The sequence below is a fragment of the Streptococcus thoraltensis DSM 12221 genome (genome assembly GCF_000380145.1).
Classification (GTDB): Bacteria; Bacillota; Bacilli; order Lactobacillales; family Streptococcaceae; genus Streptococcus; species Streptococcus thoraltensis.
In genome coordinates this window covers 115,373-133,120 of the sequence record NZ_KB904609.1, presented here as the reverse complement: position 1 = coordinate 133,120, position 17,748 = coordinate 115,373, and the positions used below count along the sequence as shown (strand labels likewise).

General features: G+C 39.7%; 11 protein-coding genes. 10 read left to right on the top strand and 1 reads right to left on the bottom strand.

The window, feature by feature from the left end:
• The first annotated feature begins 62 nt into the window (after positions 1-62).
• The 3 genes from A3IA_RS0107485 (at position 63) to A3IA_RS0107475 (ending at position 4,306) form a co-directional block, all read left to right on the top strand.
• Positions 63-1,394, top strand: coding sequence for an APC family permease (locus A3IA_RS0107485; RefSeq protein WP_018380709.1), 1,332 nt, complete (start codon positions 63-65; stop codon positions 1,392-1,394).
• Positions 1,395-1,416: 22 nt separating this feature from the next.
• Positions 1,417-2,958 (top strand): histidine ammonia-lyase, encoded by a 1,542-nt coding sequence (hutH, locus tag A3IA_RS0107480; RefSeq protein ID WP_018380708.1) that lies wholly within the window; start codon positions 1,417-1,419, stop codon positions 2,956-2,958.
• Positions 2,959-3,316: 358 nt separating this feature from the next.
• Entirely contained in the window at positions 3,317-4,306 is a 990-nt protein-coding gene (locus A3IA_RS0107475; RefSeq protein ID WP_018380707.1) for an arginase family protein, read from the top strand.
• 613 nt (positions 4,307-4,919) lie between these two features.
• Here A3IA_RS0107475 and A3IA_RS0107470 read toward each other — a convergent pair.
• Positions 4,920-7,991: an ATP-binding protein gene (locus A3IA_RS0107470; RefSeq protein WP_018380706.1), complete on the bottom strand. Its 3,072-nt coding sequence runs from the start codon at positions 7,989-7,991 to the stop codon at positions 4,920-4,922.
• A 419-nt stretch (positions 7,992-8,410) separates the two neighbouring features.
• Between A3IA_RS0107470 and ahpC the strand changes: the two genes are divergently transcribed.
• The 7 genes from ahpC (at position 8,411) to A3IA_RS0107430 (ending at position 17,741) form a co-directional block, all read left to right on the top strand.
• Positions 8,411-8,971 (top strand): alkyl hydroperoxide reductase subunit C, encoded by a 561-nt coding sequence (gene ahpC, locus A3IA_RS0107465; protein ID WP_018380705.1) that lies wholly within the window; start codon positions 8,411-8,413, stop codon positions 8,969-8,971.
• A gap of 22 nt (positions 8,972-8,993) precedes the next feature.
• Positions 8,994-10,538 (top strand): alkyl hydroperoxide reductase subunit F, encoded by a 1,545-nt coding sequence (gene ahpF / locus A3IA_RS0107460; RefSeq protein ID WP_018380704.1) that lies wholly within the window; start codon positions 8,994-8,996, stop codon positions 10,536-10,538.
• 832 nt (positions 10,539-11,370) lie between these two features.
• Positions 11,371-12,138, top strand: coding sequence for a 30S ribosomal protein S2 (gene rpsB / locus A3IA_RS0107450; RefSeq protein WP_018380703.1), 768 nt, complete (start codon positions 11,371-11,373; stop codon positions 12,136-12,138).
• A gap of 181 nt (positions 12,139-12,319) precedes the next feature.
• On the top strand, positions 12,320-13,360 hold the full coding sequence (gene tsf, locus A3IA_RS0107445) for a translation elongation factor Ts (protein ID WP_018380702.1): 1,041 nt from the start codon (positions 12,320-12,322) through the stop codon (positions 13,358-13,360).
• Positions 13,361-13,452: 92 nt separating this feature from the next.
• Positions 13,453-14,595 (top strand): MFS transporter, encoded by a 1,143-nt coding sequence (locus A3IA_RS0107440; RefSeq protein ID WP_018380701.1) that lies wholly within the window; start codon positions 13,453-13,455, stop codon positions 14,593-14,595.
• Between the two features lie 246 nt (positions 14,596-14,841).
• On the top strand, positions 14,842-15,303 hold the full coding sequence (locus tag A3IA_RS0107435) for a CtsR family transcriptional regulator (RefSeq protein ID WP_018380700.1): 462 nt from the start codon (positions 14,842-14,844) through the stop codon (positions 15,301-15,303).
• On the top strand, positions 15,303-17,741 hold the full coding sequence (locus A3IA_RS0107430; protein ID WP_018380699.1) for an ATP-dependent Clp protease ATP-binding subunit: 2,439 nt from the start codon (positions 15,303-15,305) through the stop codon (positions 17,739-17,741). Before A3IA_RS0107435 ends, A3IA_RS0107430 begins: the two co-directional genes overlap by 1 nt.
• Positions 17,742-17,748 lie beyond the last annotated feature (7 nt).

Genomic DNA, 17,748 nt, shown 5'->3' with positions numbered 1-17,748 from the left:
TCACCTGATGACTTTATTGCTACAATTTGAACGCAAAATGTACAAAAAAGGAGAGTATTATTATGGCGTCAAATCATATGAATGAACAAGAAAGAGAAAAAGCTAAGTTTAGCTTGAGTGGTGCGACTCTTTATGGGATAAACGCCGTTATTGGTTCAGGTATTTTTCTCTTGCCACAGTCAATTTATAAAGGTCTTGGTCCAGCTTCCATCGCTGTCATGTTTGGAACAGCGATATTGACCATCATGTTAGCCGTTTGTTTTGCAGAAGTTGCGGGTTATTTTGGTAAAAACGGTGGCGCTTTTCAATACTCGAAACGCGCTTTTGGTGACTTCATTGGGTTCAATGTTGGTTTTCTTGGTTGGGCAGTTACCATCTTTGCTTGGGCAGCCATGGCGGCAGGTTTTGCTAAGATGTTTATTATTACCTTCCCAGCATTTGAAGGATGGAATATTCCCTTGAGTATTACTCTGGTTATCCTTTTATCTCTGATGAACATTGCAGGCTTGAAAACTTCTAAAATTTTTACCATTACAGCAACAATTGCTAAATTGATTCCAATCGTTGCCTTCTCAGCTTGTACCCTATTCTTTATCAAAAATGGTCTACCCAACTTCACTCCTTTTGTCCAATTGGAACCAGGAACGAATTTGCTAGGAGCCGTATCAAAGACTGCTGTCTATATTTTCTATGGCTTTATTGGTTTTGAAACCCTCTCAATCGTTGCAGGTGAAATGAGAGAACCAGAAAAAAATGTTCCACGTGCTATTTTAGGATCAATTAGTATTGTTTCTGTCTTATACATGTTGATTATTGGTGGAACCATTGCCATGCTTGGTGGTGGTATTATGAATACCAATGCCCCTGTTCAAGATGCATTTGTTAAAATGATTGGCCCTGTTGGCGCTTGGATGGTTTCAATTGGAGCTTTAATTTCAATTACTGGATTAAATATGGGGGAATCTATCATGGTACCGCGGTTTGGTGCTGCGATTGCTAAAGAAGGTTTGCTTCCAGCATCAATCGCCAAAGAAAATAAAAATGCAGCTCCTGTTGTAGCAGTTGTTATTTCTAGTTCAATTGCGATTGCCCTGCTACTAACAGGCTCTTTTGAAACCTTGGCAGGTTTGAGCGTAGTCTTCCGTTTCTTCCAATACATCCCAACTGCCCTAGCAGTTTTGAAATTACGGAAGATGGAACCAGATGCAAAAGTAGTATTTCGTGTACCATTTGGCCCAGTTATCCCAGTATTAGCGGTAGTGATTAGTCTTTTAATGATTTGGGGTGATAATCCAATGCACTTCGTTCGTGGTGCCATAGGAATTGTCATTGCAAGTAGCGTTTATTACGTGATGCATGGACGAAAGAAACACGCAGATCATCATGTTATTTAAAAATAGAACTAGGAGAAAAGATATGACAAGAGTTATAAAACTAGACGGCGAAAGCCTTACCCTTGAAGATGTGATTGCCGTTGCGCGTCAGGGCGTGACTTGCCAAATCGATGATCATGCCGCAGAAGCGGTGAAGGCGTCTCGGAAAATTGTTGACGACATTGTCAAAGAAGAGCGAGTTGTTTATGGCATTACAACAGGATTTGGCTCACTTTGCAATGTCAGCATTTCGACAGAAGATACCGTACAACTTCAAGAAAATCTCATTCGTACGCATTCCAGTGGTTATGGAGATCCTTTGGCAGAAGATGCGGTCAGAGCTATTATGCTTATCCGGATTAACTCTTTGGTAAAAGGTTATTCAGGTATTCGATTGTCAACCATCGAAAAATTGTTAGAATTATTGAATAAGGGGGTTCACCCATTTATCCCTGAAAAAGGCTCACTCGGTGCTTCTGGAGACCTTGCCCCACTTTCTCACATGGTTTTACCAATGCTGGGTCTAGGGAAAGCCTACTACAAGGGAGAATTACTCTCAGGGCAAGCAGCTCTTGATAAAGCTGGAATTTCCAAAATTTCCCTAGCCGCAAAAGAAGGCCTTGCTTTGATTAATGGGACAACGGTCTTAACGGCAATAGGTGCTTTGGCAACCTACGATGCGATACAGTTACTGAAATTATCAGATATAGCAGGGGCTCTCTCACTTGAAGTCCACAATGGTATTTCCAGTCCATTTGAAGAAAATCTTCATACCATTCGCCCGCAAAGTGGTCAGCTGGCAACCGCACGAAATATCCGCAATCTTTTGAAAGATAGCCGAAATACAACAGTAGCTACACAATCCAGGGTTCAAGATCCTTACACACTTCGCTGTATGCCTCAAATTCATGGAGCAAGTAAAGACAGTATCGCCTATGTTAAAACCAAAGTTGATATTGAAATCAACTCTGTGACTGATAATCCAATCATCTGCAAAGACGGTCATGTCATCTCAGGAGGAAACTTCCACGGTGAACCAATGGCTCAACCGTTTGATTTCTTAGGGATCGCCATTTCAGAAATCGGAAATGTTTCTGAACGTCGTGTAGAGCGTCTAGTCAACAGTCAACTCAGCAAATTGCCGTCCTTCCTTGTCAAGCATCCAGGCTTGAATTCTGGATTTATGATTACACAGTATGCTTGCGCTGCCTTGGCATCTGAAAACAAGGTTCTATCTCATCCAGCCAGTGTGGACTCCATCCCATCTTGTGAAAATCAAGAAGACTTTGTCAGCATGGGAACAATAGCCGCTCGAAAGGCTGGAGAAATCCTCAAAAATGCTCGTCGCATTGTGGCAACCGAAATCTTGGCGGCTTGCCAGGCTCTTGATTTGAAACCAGAAAATCACGAACTAGGTAAGGGAACCAAAATTGCTTATGATCTCTTCCGACAAGAAGTTAAGCTGATTGAAGATGATAAGGATATTGAAATTTACGAGGAACTAAACAAGGCTTCCGCTATTATAGAGAATCCAAAATTCCTTGAAAAAATTGAAGATGTCGTTGACCTCGCCATTCAATACTAGGCTATTCATAAAAGGCTGTGACAAGTGTCAGAGCCTTTTTAGCCACAATACTTATAAAAGATTTATGGTTAGCTTTGTATAATTTTTTGAATTAACTTTGCTCCCTCGTCACTTTCGACCTGCCGTATTTATACTCAATAAAAATCAAAAGCAGGCTAGGCGACACAGATAGCAGACAGAACTGAAGGTCATCAAAGCAAGTCAACAAGGTCTGCTTTTGATTTTCGAAGAGTATTAAGTGCTGTTCTGCGTCTTTTCTGTTCCTTGACTGAAAGCTAATTCGTTTGACTATAACAAATAGTCGTTGGGTCTGCTTAGTTAGTCATCTTGCTTGCAAAAAGATAAGGAGGTGATAGGTGTGTTAGAAGACTACTACCCATCAAACACAAGTTACTACCACAGAGCCATAGAAGATGATCTCTACACTGCTAAATGGGGGATGGTCATGACGTTTCTTGATCTCAATGATGATTCCCTGACCCCTTTTAAGGGAAGGCATTTTGCAATAATTGGTTTTAAAAGCGATAAGGGCGTTTACATCAACAATGGACGTGTCGGCGCGGTTGAAGGATCGCAGTCTATTCGTAGTCAATTGGCTAAGTTACCGTGGCATTTGGGAAATAAGGTCATGGTATATGATGTGGGAGATATTGATGGCCCGAACCGTTCTTTGGAACAACTACAAATGAGCTTATCCAAAGCTATCAAACGTATGTGTGATCTCAATCTCACGCCGATTGTACTAGGCGGTGGACATGAAACTGCTTATGGACACTACCATGGATTGCGACAAACATTGGATATTAACGATGATTTGGCTGTAGTCAATATGGATGCTCACTTTGATCTGAGACCTTACAATCATACGGGTCCAAATTCTGGGACAGGTTTTCGTCAAATGTTCGATGATGCCCTGCTCGACAACAGGGTATTCAACTACCTTGCATTAGGTATTCAAGAACATAATAATAATCTGTTTCTCTTTGACTTTGTGGCAAAATCGAAAGGAATCCGTTTTTTAACCGGTCAGGATATTTATAAAATGGGTTATCAGCAAGTGTGCCAGAAGATTGATGACTTTTTAGAAAATCAATCAAGAGTCTATCTAACCATTGATATGGACTGCTTTGCGGTTGGTTCAGCCCCTGGGGTGAGTGCCATTCAGTCACTTGGTCTTGATCCCAATCTAGCAGTTTTGTTGTTACAGTATATTGCTGCCAGTGGCAAAATAGTGGGATTTGACATTGTTGAAGTATCCCCGCCACATGATATTGATAAGCACACAGCTAATCTCGCTGCAACTTTTATTTTCTATTTGGTTCAAATCATGGCACAGCAGCACAGTTAAAAAACTTAGTGGTTTCATAGCCGAATCACAAAAAATTCCCCATATTAATACTCAATGAAATCACAAGCAGACTAGGCGACACAGATAGCAGACAGAACAGAAGTGCATCACATCAAGTCAACAAGGTCTGCTTTTGATTTTCGAAGAGTATAAGTTTCTCTATGGGGAGTTTTATCTTGCTTTATGATCAACTGTAGAGGGTGATTTATAGCTAAGCGAGAGAATCAGAGTGATTCCCTCTTTTGTGTCTGAAGCGATGAGTATTTTAGGTTTTTATAGTCTTTTGAATTAACGATGATACATCGCCGCTTTCGACTTGTCGTACTTAGGTACTGTCTGCGTCTTTTCTGTTTCTTGTCTGAAAGTTAATTCAGTTGACTACATTTGGATCATTCCTGCTATCTCTCAGCCCAGTTTCACCATTTTTCCAAACTCACAAAAAGCTCTATAACTTCTGTGGTGGTTTATCCACTACAGAAACTATAGAGCCTTTTTTAGGTGTTGGCAACAATCTGTTCTTAGCTTGTTTTAGACTTTTTGAAAATCACATGCGACCGATTTGATGAACGTCAGTTTTATTGGCATTAGCCGTCACCTCGTCTGATTTTGCCTGTCATTGAGGATAAGATAGTTTTTGCCGTAAGTTTGTTAATTCAGAACATAGATGACTATCACGATAAGGATTGAGGTTGACTATAGCAACTTCGTAATAAGAGTCAAAAGATTCGACAAGTGCCGCTTCTAAATAACAGACATCGGATTGACTTAAAGAATGCTCACCTGTTAACAAATGGTATTTAACAACCGCCATAACATAGTAAATAAAGCCTTTATCTCTAGGATTGCCATATCTAGATTCGAGCTTATCTTTTTGTCTTAGTAGGTCCATAACAGGAGCAGTGATACCCTTTTTCCATTGAATGATCGCCAAGTAAATTTCCAACTGAATTTCCTTCCAAGGGCGCAGATGTTTTTTAAGTCCTTGTTTAGCAATCGTTAACATCTGATAGGAAGTGTCAAGATGACCGATTGTGAAGTAAGAGATACCCAATCCGATATAAAAGACGCTTGCAGGAACTTCTGCAGCTATTTTTTCTGTTAATTTTATAGCCATTTTTTGGTAGTGAATTGCCTTATCAAATTCTTGTCTGATTTGATAAATCTCCGCTAAATAATCTAAAGCAGCGGCTATTTGAATCGTGTATTGAGATTCCACAGAGGGAGTGACCTTGAAAAAGTCAATGGATTGCAGTAGAAGTCGTTTTGCCTCATCTAAGTCTCCGATGATGAGATGGTAGAGACCTTTAAATCTCAAGCTAATAGCGATAGCTTCGAAATGATTGGCAGAGACAGCAGCTTCTAAGGATAGTTCGGAGTAGTATTTCATCTCGGCTTTATTTTCCACTTGAATGCAATAATGGATGAGTTGCCGATAACCTTCTAATAAAAAAGAGGGATGATTCAGATCAGTTGCCAAGGTGATGACTTTTTGAATATGTCGAATCCCTTCTTGGTAGCGACCAATACGAATATCATAGCGTCCTTCTAAGTAAGAAAAACGAACCAGCAATTCTTGAAAATCCCGATTATTTTTATAAGTCATTTCCAAAGAGTCAATACGTTGTCGGACAGTTTTAAACTGCTTTTCGATGATGTTTTGATTATCTTCTGTCGAAAGTTCATTTCGTGCTGAATATTTAGAATAAATCGGAAATAGTTCGTGTTGATGCCCCAAGGTACTATCGAGATAATTTAGGTTATATTCTAAGGCTTTGATCTCTTGATGGGATTTGTCAAAATGGTAGGCTATTTCTTGCAAAAGTTGTGGAGTAGGTGGCAAAATGGTAAGGCTTTCTTCTAAGCGTTTAGCAATTTGTCCGTGAAGAAGTCGTTTCCTAGACTTGGATAATCTATCGTAGCAATAAAGTCGGACAATCTGCTCTCGAAAATTGATAACGACATCATCGCCACAACTAGATTCAATTAAAATATAATAATTGCAAAGATTGTCAACGATAGTTATGATTTCTTCTAAAGAAACAGACATCATCTGTGCCAAGATATTAAGTGGGACGGCTTGAGGACAGCAGGCTAAAAGATTTAATAGTTCATTAGCTAAACTATCTAGATTTGCTAGTTTAAGCCCCAACTTGGCTTTGATGGCTGGTGTGAGAGGAATAAACTTTTCTTTATTAACAAGGAGCTTGGTGTATTCCGATAAAAAGAAAGGGATACCCTGACTGACTTGATAGAGCCGATCAAGTTCTTCAGAATTGATTGTCTGCTCAATCAGCTGGTTATGGATAAAATCGAAACTTTCTTGGCGTGTAAACGGCTTTAATAAGATTGTATGTAATTTCTTCTGGCTCGTTAAGGTATTCAAATAATTCTCTAGATGAAGCGGTGTTCCAAGGTGTTTGGTGAAGATAAAAGCTAAAGGGCTAGCCGTGACTTGATGCACAACCTGCTGGAGAATCGATAAACTTCCTTTATCAATCCAATGTATATCTTCAATCAGAATAACCATTGGTTTAATGGTAGCCAGTTGTTGTAAGATGTCTACAAGGAACTTGATAAGGGCATTTATTTGCTTAGGCGAAATCGAGTTATCACAATCCTCTGTCTGCATAAAAATAGCTGTAAAGTGTTGCTTCAAGGACATCTTCCAAGCTTTGGGAGTTAACAACCGATGTTGAATGACCAAATCCCCAAGGTGATTTAGCAGATTGCGCCATAGTTGAAAAGGATTCTCGTATTCTTCACGGAAACACTCCGTTGTAATCATTTGAAAACGTGAATTTTGAGTAGCTAGAACCTGTCTCGCCAAAGTTCTTTTTCCTATTCCAGTGTCTCCAATTAAGAGCAAGATTTCTGCATCGTGGTTACTCAAACAACTCGATAAAAATGTTTCTAATTGTCGAATTTCGTTGATTCGTCCTAAAAAGGTATCACTAGTATGGAGAAAGTGACTAACCGTACGTTCGCTGCGATGATTTGCTAGAATTTCTTGATAAATCTGCTGGCTTTGGCTGCTCGGTCGAATGCCAAGTTCTTTCTCAAGGAGATTGGTCAATTGATAGTAGGTTTCAATAGCCTTACTAGGACGTTTTTTTTGCTGGTAGAAACGCATCAATAACTGATAATTTCGTTCCTCAAATTCGTCACGTTCAATGAGTTGTTTTAAGTATTGTTCATTATCTTCTTCGTTACCAAGAGAGAGACCTTCTTCAACCTTTTGATAGGAGGCTTTCAAAAAGATTTGCTCATACTGCAGGCGGAGCTTAGACATCCACAACTCAAATTCCTCACAGTTTTTTAGATAAAACCCCTGTAAGAAATCTCCCTGATAAAGATTTAAATGGTGTTTAGGAGACTTTAAAAAAAGCTCGACATCAATTTTGATATTTAAATCAGGATTTAGAGTAATAGTGTTCCTATTGGGACAAATAATGATGTCTGTTTTCGTGCCCTTATTGGCTTGATAAATCGTATTTCGAAGATTCTTTTTAGCTGTCTGGGTAGTCTTATGTTCCCAGAGTAAGCTAGCTATGGTTTCGCGATTGACAGGACCATTTATCGCTAGGTAGTAAAGGAGCGCATTTACTTTGGAAAATGTGAAAAATTGTTCTTGTTCATTTAAAAAAATCTTTGGGCTGCCAAGTAGTTTTAATCTGATTTTCGTCATTTTGTAAACGCCTCCAAAATCTAGTCGCTTTCACTATAACGTAATCTTTTCTTTTTAGCAAGGCAATTTTAGCAAACAACTTTTGTGCGTTCTTACTTTTTTTGAATCAGCAATTTCTGTCTAAAATGACAGCTTTAATCAAATTGTTGATTTTTGTAATCTTTAATAAACGCATGCGTAGAAGTTAGCTTATCTAGGACGAAACAGGATAATAAGTGTTGTATAGCAGTCAGCAAAAGAGCAATTAATTGCTTACAAATTTTCTGTCATTTTAATGTATATTGTCCTAAATATGATGGAGCCGAAAAACCAATCATAACAGAGATGGAAACGCAACCAATTTTTGAGCTTTTCGAAAGCTTATTTAGAATTATTATTATATAATGACCCTAATTACAAAAACTAAGGAGGACACAAATATGTCTTTAATCGGAAAAGAAATCGTTGATTTTCAAGCACAAGCCTATCATCAAGGTGAATTTATCACGGTTAGCAGTGACGATATAAAAGGTAAATGGGCTATCTTTTGCTTCTACCCAGCTGATTTTTCATTTGTTTGCCCGACGGAACTAGGGGATTTACAAGATCAGTATGAAGAGTTGACATCACTAGGTGTGGAAGTTTATTCAGTATCAACAGATACGCATTTTGTCCACAAGGCGTGGCATGATGAGTCTGATGTTGTAGGAACAATCACTTTCCCAATGATTGGTGACCCTTCTCACGTTTTATCACAAGGTTTTGATGTGTTAGGAGAGGATGGACTTGCCCAACGAGGAACATTTATTGTAGATCCTGATGGCATCATTCAAATGATGGAAATAAACGCTGATGGAATTGGACGCGATGCCAGCACCTTGATTGATAAAATTCATGCAGCTCAGTATGTTCGCAAGCACCCAGGAGAAGTTTGCCCTGCTAAGTGGAAAGAAGGCGCTGAGACCTTGACACCAAGTTTAGATTTAGTCGGAAAAATATAATCAAAAGACGAGGAGGATGTTTATGACCTTATCTAATGACATCAAATCCCAACTTCAAAGTTATTTAGGTTTACTGGAGTCAGATATTGTATTACAAGTTTGTCTTGGCGATGATGCGAATTCTCAAAAGATGGATGAGTTTATCACGGAAATTGAGAATATGTCAGATCGTATCAGCCGTGAGCCGATAAATTTGGAGAGAACTCCCAGTTTTCAGATTTCAAAAAAAGGAGAGACTAGTGGTATCGTTTTTTCAGGACTTCCATTAGGGCATGAGTTTTCATCGTTTATTTTGGCTGTTTTGCAAGTCTCTGGTCGTGCTCCTAAAATTGAACCAGACCTTGCGGATCGTATTAGAGCCATTGATGAAAAACTTCAGTTTGAAACCTATGTTAGCCTAACGTGTCACAACTGTCCAGATGTTGTTCAAGCCTTAAATATCATGTCTGTACTAAATGACAACATCTCACATACTATGATTGAAGGAGGGATGTTTCAAGATGAGGTGACCTCTAAAGGAATCATGTCCGTTCCAACGGTGTATTTGAATGGTTCGGAGTGGTCATCAGGTCGCGCAACCATTGAACAATTGGTAGACAAAGTGACAGGTCCATTGTCAGAAGAAGCCTTTGCTGATAGAGGCGTCTATGATGTCCTAGTAGTCGGAGGCGGTCCAGCTGGAAACAGTGCAGCCATCTATGCTGCACGAAAAGGTTTGAAAACGGGCTTAGTAGCTGAAACATTTGGTGGACAAGTGATGGAGACTGTCGGCATTGAAAACATGATAGGAAATCTCTATACAGAAGGTCCTAAGTTAATGGCGCAAATAGAGGAACATACCAAGAGTTACGATGTTGACATCATTAAAGCTCAAAAGGTGGTTTCTGTTGAAAAAGATAATGTCATTGCCTTAACCTTGTCAAATGGTGCCGTCTTAGAAACGAAATCAGCCATTTTAGCCCTTGGTGCAAAATGGCGCAATATTAACGTTCCGGGTGAAGCTGAATTTCGCAACAAAGGAGTCACTTACTGTCCGCACTGTGATGGACCTCTTTTTGAGGGCAAGGATGTTGCTGTGATTGGTGGTGGAAATTCTGGACTTGAAGCTGCTTTGGACCTAGCAGGTTTGGCTAAGCATGTGTATGTTTTAGAGTTTTTACCAGAACTTAAGGCAGATCAAGTATTGCAAGAACGAATAGCACAAACTTCCAATGTAACTGTTTTTAAGAATGTTGCTACTCAGGAAATTCTTGGAGATACTCAAGTGACAGGTTTGCGATATAGTGATCGTGAGTCTGGTCAAGAGCAGACCATTTCCTTGGAGGGTGTTTTTGTACAAATTGGCCTTCTTCCAAACACTTCTTGGTTGAGCGATAGTGATATTGAGTTGAACCAACGAGGGGAAATTATTGTGGATAAACAAGGCGCAACTAACATCCCAGGCATTTTTGCGGCGGGTGACTGTACGGATTCTGCTTACAAGCAAATCATTATTTCCATGGGATCTGGAGCCACGGCAGCTATTGGTGCCTTTGATTATCTTATTCGAAATCCCATCTCCAACTAAGTTAGTTGAGGATATGTAAATAGCTCTAAGAAGTAGGAAAAATACCTCTTAAAAGGTACTTCCTGCTTCTTTGTGTTATTTTGGAAGTGATATTATTAATTTTGAATAATTGTTATTAGTCGACTTAAAAAGCGTGGATTAAGCGACATTCTTTAGAATTAAAAAGAAAACACTAAACATAATCGGAACAATAAATCTTTATCTAGTATCGTCAAATGAATTAACTTTCAGAAACAAGGAACAGAAAGACGCAGAACAGTACTTGATACCCTTCGAAAAACAAAAGCAGACCTTGTTGACTTGACGTGATGAACTTCAACTCTATCTGCTATCTGTGTCGCCTAGTCTGCTTTTGATTTTCATTGAGTATGAGTAAGGCAAGTCGAAAGTGACCATGAATCAAAGTTAATTCAAAAGACTATCAAATCATTGAAAGCTATGCGACACCCTATGCCAAAACACAAAAAACAAGATAAGCGTAGAGGCTTAAACGCCTGATATGATTAGAAAAATAAACCGAAAATCCAAAGTTCTATGACACTCCTTTTTAGGTGTTCAAGCAAAAATGCTTATTTAGAAACAGTCACACAATCTCCAAGACAAAAAGGCTGATAGCACAGTCAAGGTGACGTTTAAAAATGGTGAAGAAATTCATGGCAAGGAGAATGATTCGGTACATAATGACTTGCTTTTTGGTATGATTTTTGATACTATGTACTAGTTGCTTAGGCAATAAATACTCATTCTGGCTCCATTGTGAGACTGTTGCCCTCGTGGTGGTCTTGCAAGTTGACGGCTGGAAGAGGAAAAAAACATAAAGGAGAAACTACTCATGGCAGTAATTTCAATGAAACAACTTCTTGAGGCTGGTGTTCACTTTGGTCACCAAACTCGTCGCTGGAACCCTAAAATGGCTAAGTATATCTTTACTGAGCGTAACGGTATCCACGTTATCGACCTTCAACAAACTGTAAAATTGGCTGATCAAGCTTACGACTTTGTTCGTGATGCAGCAGCAAACGATGCAGTTATCTTGTTTGTTGGTACTAAAAAACAAGCAGCTGAAGCAGTAGCAGAAGAAGCTACGCGTGCTGGTCAATACTACATCAACCACCGTTGGTTGGGTGGAACTCTTACAAACTGGGATACTATCCAAAAACGTATCGCTAAATTGAAAGAGATCAAACGCATGGAAGAAGATGGAACTTTCGAAGTTCTTCCTAAGAAAGAAGTTGCATTACTTAACAAACAACGTGCACGTCTTGAAAAATTCTTGGGTGGTATCGAAGACATGCCTCGTATTCCAGATGTGATGTACATTGTTGACCCACATAAAGAACAAATCGCTGTTAAAGAAGCTAAAAAACTTGGTATCCCAGTTGTGGCTATGGTTGATACAAACGCTGATCCAGATGAGATTGATGTTATCATCCCAGCAAATGACGATGCTATTCGCGCCGTTAAATTGATTACTTCTAAATTAGCTGATGCTGTTATCGAAGGTAACCAAGGCGAAGATGCTGGCGTTGACTTCCAAGAAGAAGCTAGTGCAGAATCAATCGAAGAAATCGTTGAAGTTGTAGAAGGCGACAACAACTAAGAAAAATAACAAGGACAGTTGTCCACTTTACCATTTGAGCTTGATTAGCAAGAATGGCTATTGCTTGCGAAGGGGGCAGGGCTAAGCCCTAGTCCCTTTTGTTTTTATTTAGTTATTAAAGAGTAACAAGCCTGATAGTCAGGAATTGTTTTCTCAGATTATATTTTAAGGAGATCTACTCATGGCAGAAATTACTGCAAAACTCGTTAAAGAATTGCGTGAAAAATCAGGTGCTGGTGTTATGGACGCTAAAAAAGCACTTGTTGAAACTGATGGCGATATCGACAAAGCGATTGAATTGCTTCGCGAAAAAGGTATGGCTAAAGCAGCTAAAAAAGCTGACCGCGTAGCTGCTGAAGGATTGACTGGCGTTTACGTTGATGGTAACGTTGCAGCAGTTGTTGAAGTTAACGCTGAAACTGACTTTGTTGCTAAAAACGCACAATTTGTTGAATTGGTAAACGAAACTGCAAAAGCACTTGCCGCAGCTAAACCAGCTAGCAATGATGAAGCTGTTAAAGTTAAATTGGCTTCAGGTGAAACGCTTGAAGAAGCATACGTTAACGCAACAGCTACAATCGGAGAAAAAATCTCATTCCGTCGTTTCGCTGTTATCGAAAAAGCTGATGATCAAGTTTTCGGTGCTTACCAACACAATGGTGGACGTATCGGAGTTATCTCAGTTATCGAAGGTGGCGACGAAGCACTTGCTAAACAATTGTCAATGCACATCGCTGCAATGAACCCATCAGTTCTTTCATACACTGAACTTGATGAGCAATTTGTTAAAGATGAACTAGCACAATTGAACCACGTTATCGATCAAGACAACGAATCACGTGCTATGGTTAACAAACCAGCTCTTCCACACCTTGAGTATGGATCAAAAGCTCAATTGACTGACGAAGTGATTGCAAAAGCTGAAGAAGACATCAAAGCAGAACTTGCTGCTGAAGGTAAACCAGAAAAAATCTGGGACAAAATCATTCCAGGTAAAATGGATCGCTTCATGCTTGACAACACTAAAGTTGACCAACAGTACACACTTCTTGCACAAGTTTACATCATGGACGACAGCAAAACTGTTGAGCAATACTTAGAATCAGTAAATGCTAAAGTTGTCGCATTTGCTCGTTTCGAAGTTGGTGAAGGTATCGAAAAAGCTTCAAATGACTTTGAAAACGAAGTTGCAGCCACAATGGCAGCAGCTCTTGGTAAATAATTGATTAATCTCTAATCTACGGCACCTCTGTTTCCTTTTCCTAGGTAAATAGGGGTGCTTTTTTGATGATGAATTCTATTAGAAAGTCTAAAATGACAAAATCACCCTTTTTAAAAATTTCCTTACTATCCATCTCGTTATTTCTCATGTCGCATCTAGCGATTGCACCAGCCATTCCCAAACTATCTCAATATTACCAAGCTCAAAATCCACACCTTAGCTTGGCTTCTGTGGAAACCTTGGTTACGATTCCAGCCATGACCATTACCATTGTTGTAATTTTGAGTAATTTTATTGTGGGAAGGATTGGTCAGAAAAAGACGGTTCAACTCGGTCTCCTTTTGATTTTAGTGTCAGGTATTTTTTCATTCCTCTCCAAAAGCTTTGGTTTAGCCCTGTTTTCACGCCTTCTTCTCGGTGCAGGGATTGGACTTTATAATTCTTTGTCTATTAGCATTATTTCAGAATACTTTGATGGGGATAAACGCGCTAGTATGATTGGCTGGCGTACGGCGACCTTGAACATTGGTAAAACGCTGACCACCTTTTTGGTTGGATACGCCCTTTTTATCGGCCCACAGTATATTTACTTGGTTTACCTCTTGGTTCTTCCTGTTCTCTATCTTTTTAGTAAAAATGTTCCTGATACCAAACGTGAGATTAAATCCTTATCTCAGATGACTATTTTCAATAAAGACGTTATCTTATGGATGCTGATTACCTTCTTCATTGGGATTAGTTATATCGGAGCAACGGTAAAAGTACCAACGCTCTTAGTCAGTCATTTAGGCTATTCTGATTTACTAGGCAGTCAGATATTGACAATTATGGCTTTTTCTGGTGTTTTGATGGGACTTATTTTTGGACAATTGCATAAACGTTTCAAAGAAAATACCTTGACGCTCATGCTTTTTAGTATGATGGTGGGAAGTCTTTTCTTCGCTTTTGGTCATCATCTTGTTTTCTATTACCTAGGTTCATTCTTGATTGGTGCTAGTTTTGTGGGTGGCATGTCATCTATTTTTGAAAGCATTGCAAAATCTTTTGACATGACTTATCACACCTTTGTCACCAGTATGGCTATCACAGCAGGCAATATCGGTGTTATTGTGACACCATTGCTGTTAACTAAAGCTATTCAAGGTCTTGGTTTAGAACAGTATCAAACCCCCTTCATGCTAACAAGCTGTTTGATGCTGATTGCCTTGGGGATTTATCAAATCTTAAAAAAATAACTTGAAAAGGGCTGAGTCTATTGTCTAGCGTTTTTCAGCTGTCTAATACTCTTCGAAAATCAAAAGCAGACGTTGTTGACTTGATTTGATAAACTTTAGTTCTATCTGCTATCTGTGTCGCCTAGTCTGCTGTTGATTTTCATTGAGTATAAGGATTCTTTAGGTCTAAAGCTTAAAGTTTAAAATGTCCTGAAAATTTGATATAATTATAGTCAGTTATAGTCAAAGTAAGAAAGGGAGGCCTTAATGTCGTCAAAAAATACTTCGGATCAGATTGAAGAGTATATCAAACAGTTGTTGGCTCAGTCAGGTATGACCGAAATTAAGCGATCTCATCTGGCAGAGTCTTTTCAGGTTGTTCCTAGTCAGATTAACTATGTTATAAAGACGCGTTTCACAGAGAGTCGGGGTTATTTAGTTGAGAGTAAGCGTGGCGGTGGTGGCTACATCCGCATTGTTAAGGTTAAGTTTTCAGATAATCACCAACTACTCGGTTCTTTGATGGCAACGATTGGTGAACGAGTTAGCCAACAGGTTTTTGATGATCTTATTCAACTCTTATTTGAAGAAAAGGTAATCACAGAGCGAGAAGGCAACATGCTGCTATCAATGACGTCTGATGCAGTATTGGGACAAGAAGCCCCTTTTATTAGAACTAGAATGTTAAAGAAACTCCTCCATCGTTTGGATAGGAAAAAGGAATCATAATGGTTAAGTATTCACAAAAAATGCAGGAAGTTTTTGGCCTGTCACAAATTATTGCAACACGATTCTCTTGCCAATTGTTAGAAAGTTGGCATCTTTTACTTGGCTTAATTTCCAGTGATGAAACCATTGCAGGATTAACTTTCAGAGAATTCGATAATGAAACTGGTGAAAATGATTATTTTGCAGCCGCTATTTTAGCGTCAGACAAAACTTTTGATGATAGCATTGATCAGTTTGACCTGCACGAGCAATCGGTGGCGACAGCTGATATACTTGCTTTTGCGGAGCAAATTAGTCATATCACAGGAGATGATGAGGTGGGTACTGAGCATGTCCTGATGGCTATGCTGCTAAACCCACAAATGATGCCCATTCGTGTCTTGGAATTAGCTGGTTTCAAACTTAAAAATGACGGAGAAGGCTCTTCGATTTTTAGCCTTCGTCAAAGTTTGGAGAAACATGCTGGTTTTACCAAGGATCATGTAAAAGCTATCCATGAATTGAAAAAACCAAAACGCCCTAAGGCTAATAATTTTACCGATATGATGAAACCACCATCAACGGCTGGTGAATTATCTGATTTTACGCGTGACTTGACGGCGATGGCACAGGCTGGCGCTTTAGAGACGGTTGTAGGACGCGACAGAGAAGTCTCTCGCATGGTGCAGGTACTCAGTCGTAAAACTAAGAACAATCCTGTCCTAGTTGGTGATGCAGGTGTTGGTAAAACGGCTCTGGCATATGGGCTAGCCCAGCGTATTGTCAGTGGTGAAATTCCTTATGAACTGCGTGATATGCGTGTTCTTGAACTGGACATGATGAGCGTGGTTGCAGGAACCCGTTTTCGTGGTGATTTTGAAGAGCGTATGAATCAAATCATTGATGATATTGAGGCGGATGGTCATATCATTCTCTTTGTAGATGAGATGCACACTATCATGGGGTCTGGCAGTGGGATGGACAGCACCTTAGATGCGGCTAATATTCTTAAACCAGCTCTTTCACGCGGAACACTCCATATGGTTGGAGCAACCACTCAAGAAGAATATCAAAAGCATATTGAAAAAGATGCCGCTCTATCGCGTCGATTTGCCAAAATTATTATTGAAGAGCCTTCGGTTGCAGATGCCTTTGAGATTCTCAAAGGGCTTCGTCCCAGTTACGAAGCCTATCACCATGTAACGATTTCTGATGAAGCGCTTATGACAGCTGTTAAATCTGCTCACCGTTATATGACTAGTAAAAATCTTCCTGATTCAGCCATCGATTTGATAGACGAAGCTAGTGCGACCGTTCAGACCATGGTTAAGAAAGAAGCGCAAGCAGAACTTTCCCCAATTGATGAAGCTCTTTTGGACGGAGATTTTAAAACCGTTTCGCGTTTACTGAAGAAGGAAAAATCACTTGTTGCTCCAAAAGTCGTCAAGGTAAGTGAAGACCACATCATGGCTACCCTTAGCCGTCTGACAGGGATTCCCGTGGAAAAAATGACGCAGGCAGATAATCAGAAATACCTCAATCTGGAAAAAGAATTGCATAAGCGTGTTATTGGTCAGGATACGGCGATTTCGGCTATCAGTCGTGCCATCCGTCGTAATCAGTCTGGTATTCGGACGGGTAAACGTCCAATCGGCTCTTTCATGTTCTTAGGTCCAACTGGGGTTGGTAAGACAGAGTTGGCTAAGGCATTGGCAGAAGTTCTTTTCGATGATGAATCTGCCCTTATTCGTTTTGATATGTCTGAGTACATGGAGAAATTTGCTGCTTCGCGTCTTAACGGTGCCCCTCCAGGCTATGTCGGTTACGATGAGGGAGGCGAATTGACAGAAAAAGTTCGTCAGAAGCCTTATTCGGTCCTCTTGTTTGATGAGGTTGAGAAGGCGCATCCTGATATTTTCAATGTGCTTCTACAAGTGCTTGATGATGGTGTTTTAACAGATTCTCGTGGTCGCAAAGTTGATTTTTCAAATACCCTGATTATCATGACATCAAACCTTGGAGCGACAGCACTTCGTGATGATAAGACGGTTGGTTTTGGAGCGCAAGATTTATCGCAGGATCATGAGGCGATGGAAAAACGTATCTTGGAAGAACTTAAAAAGGCTTATCGCCCTGAGTTCATCAATCGTATTGATGAAAAAGTTGTCTTCCACAGCTTGACACAAGAGCATATGAGAGAAGTGGTTAAGATTATGGTTCAACCATTAATCAGACAGTTAGCTGAAAAAGATATTGTTCTTAAATTTCAGCCGTCAGCTCTTAAACACTTGGCTGAGGATGGCTATGATATTGAAATGGGTGCGCGTCCACTACGCCGTACCATTCAGACACAAGTGGAAGATCACTTGGCAGAACTAGTTCTTTCAGGACAGCTAGCTGCTGGTAATATTCTCAAAGTCGGTGTCAAACAAGGGAAACTTAAATTTGATATTGTTTAATTGTTGT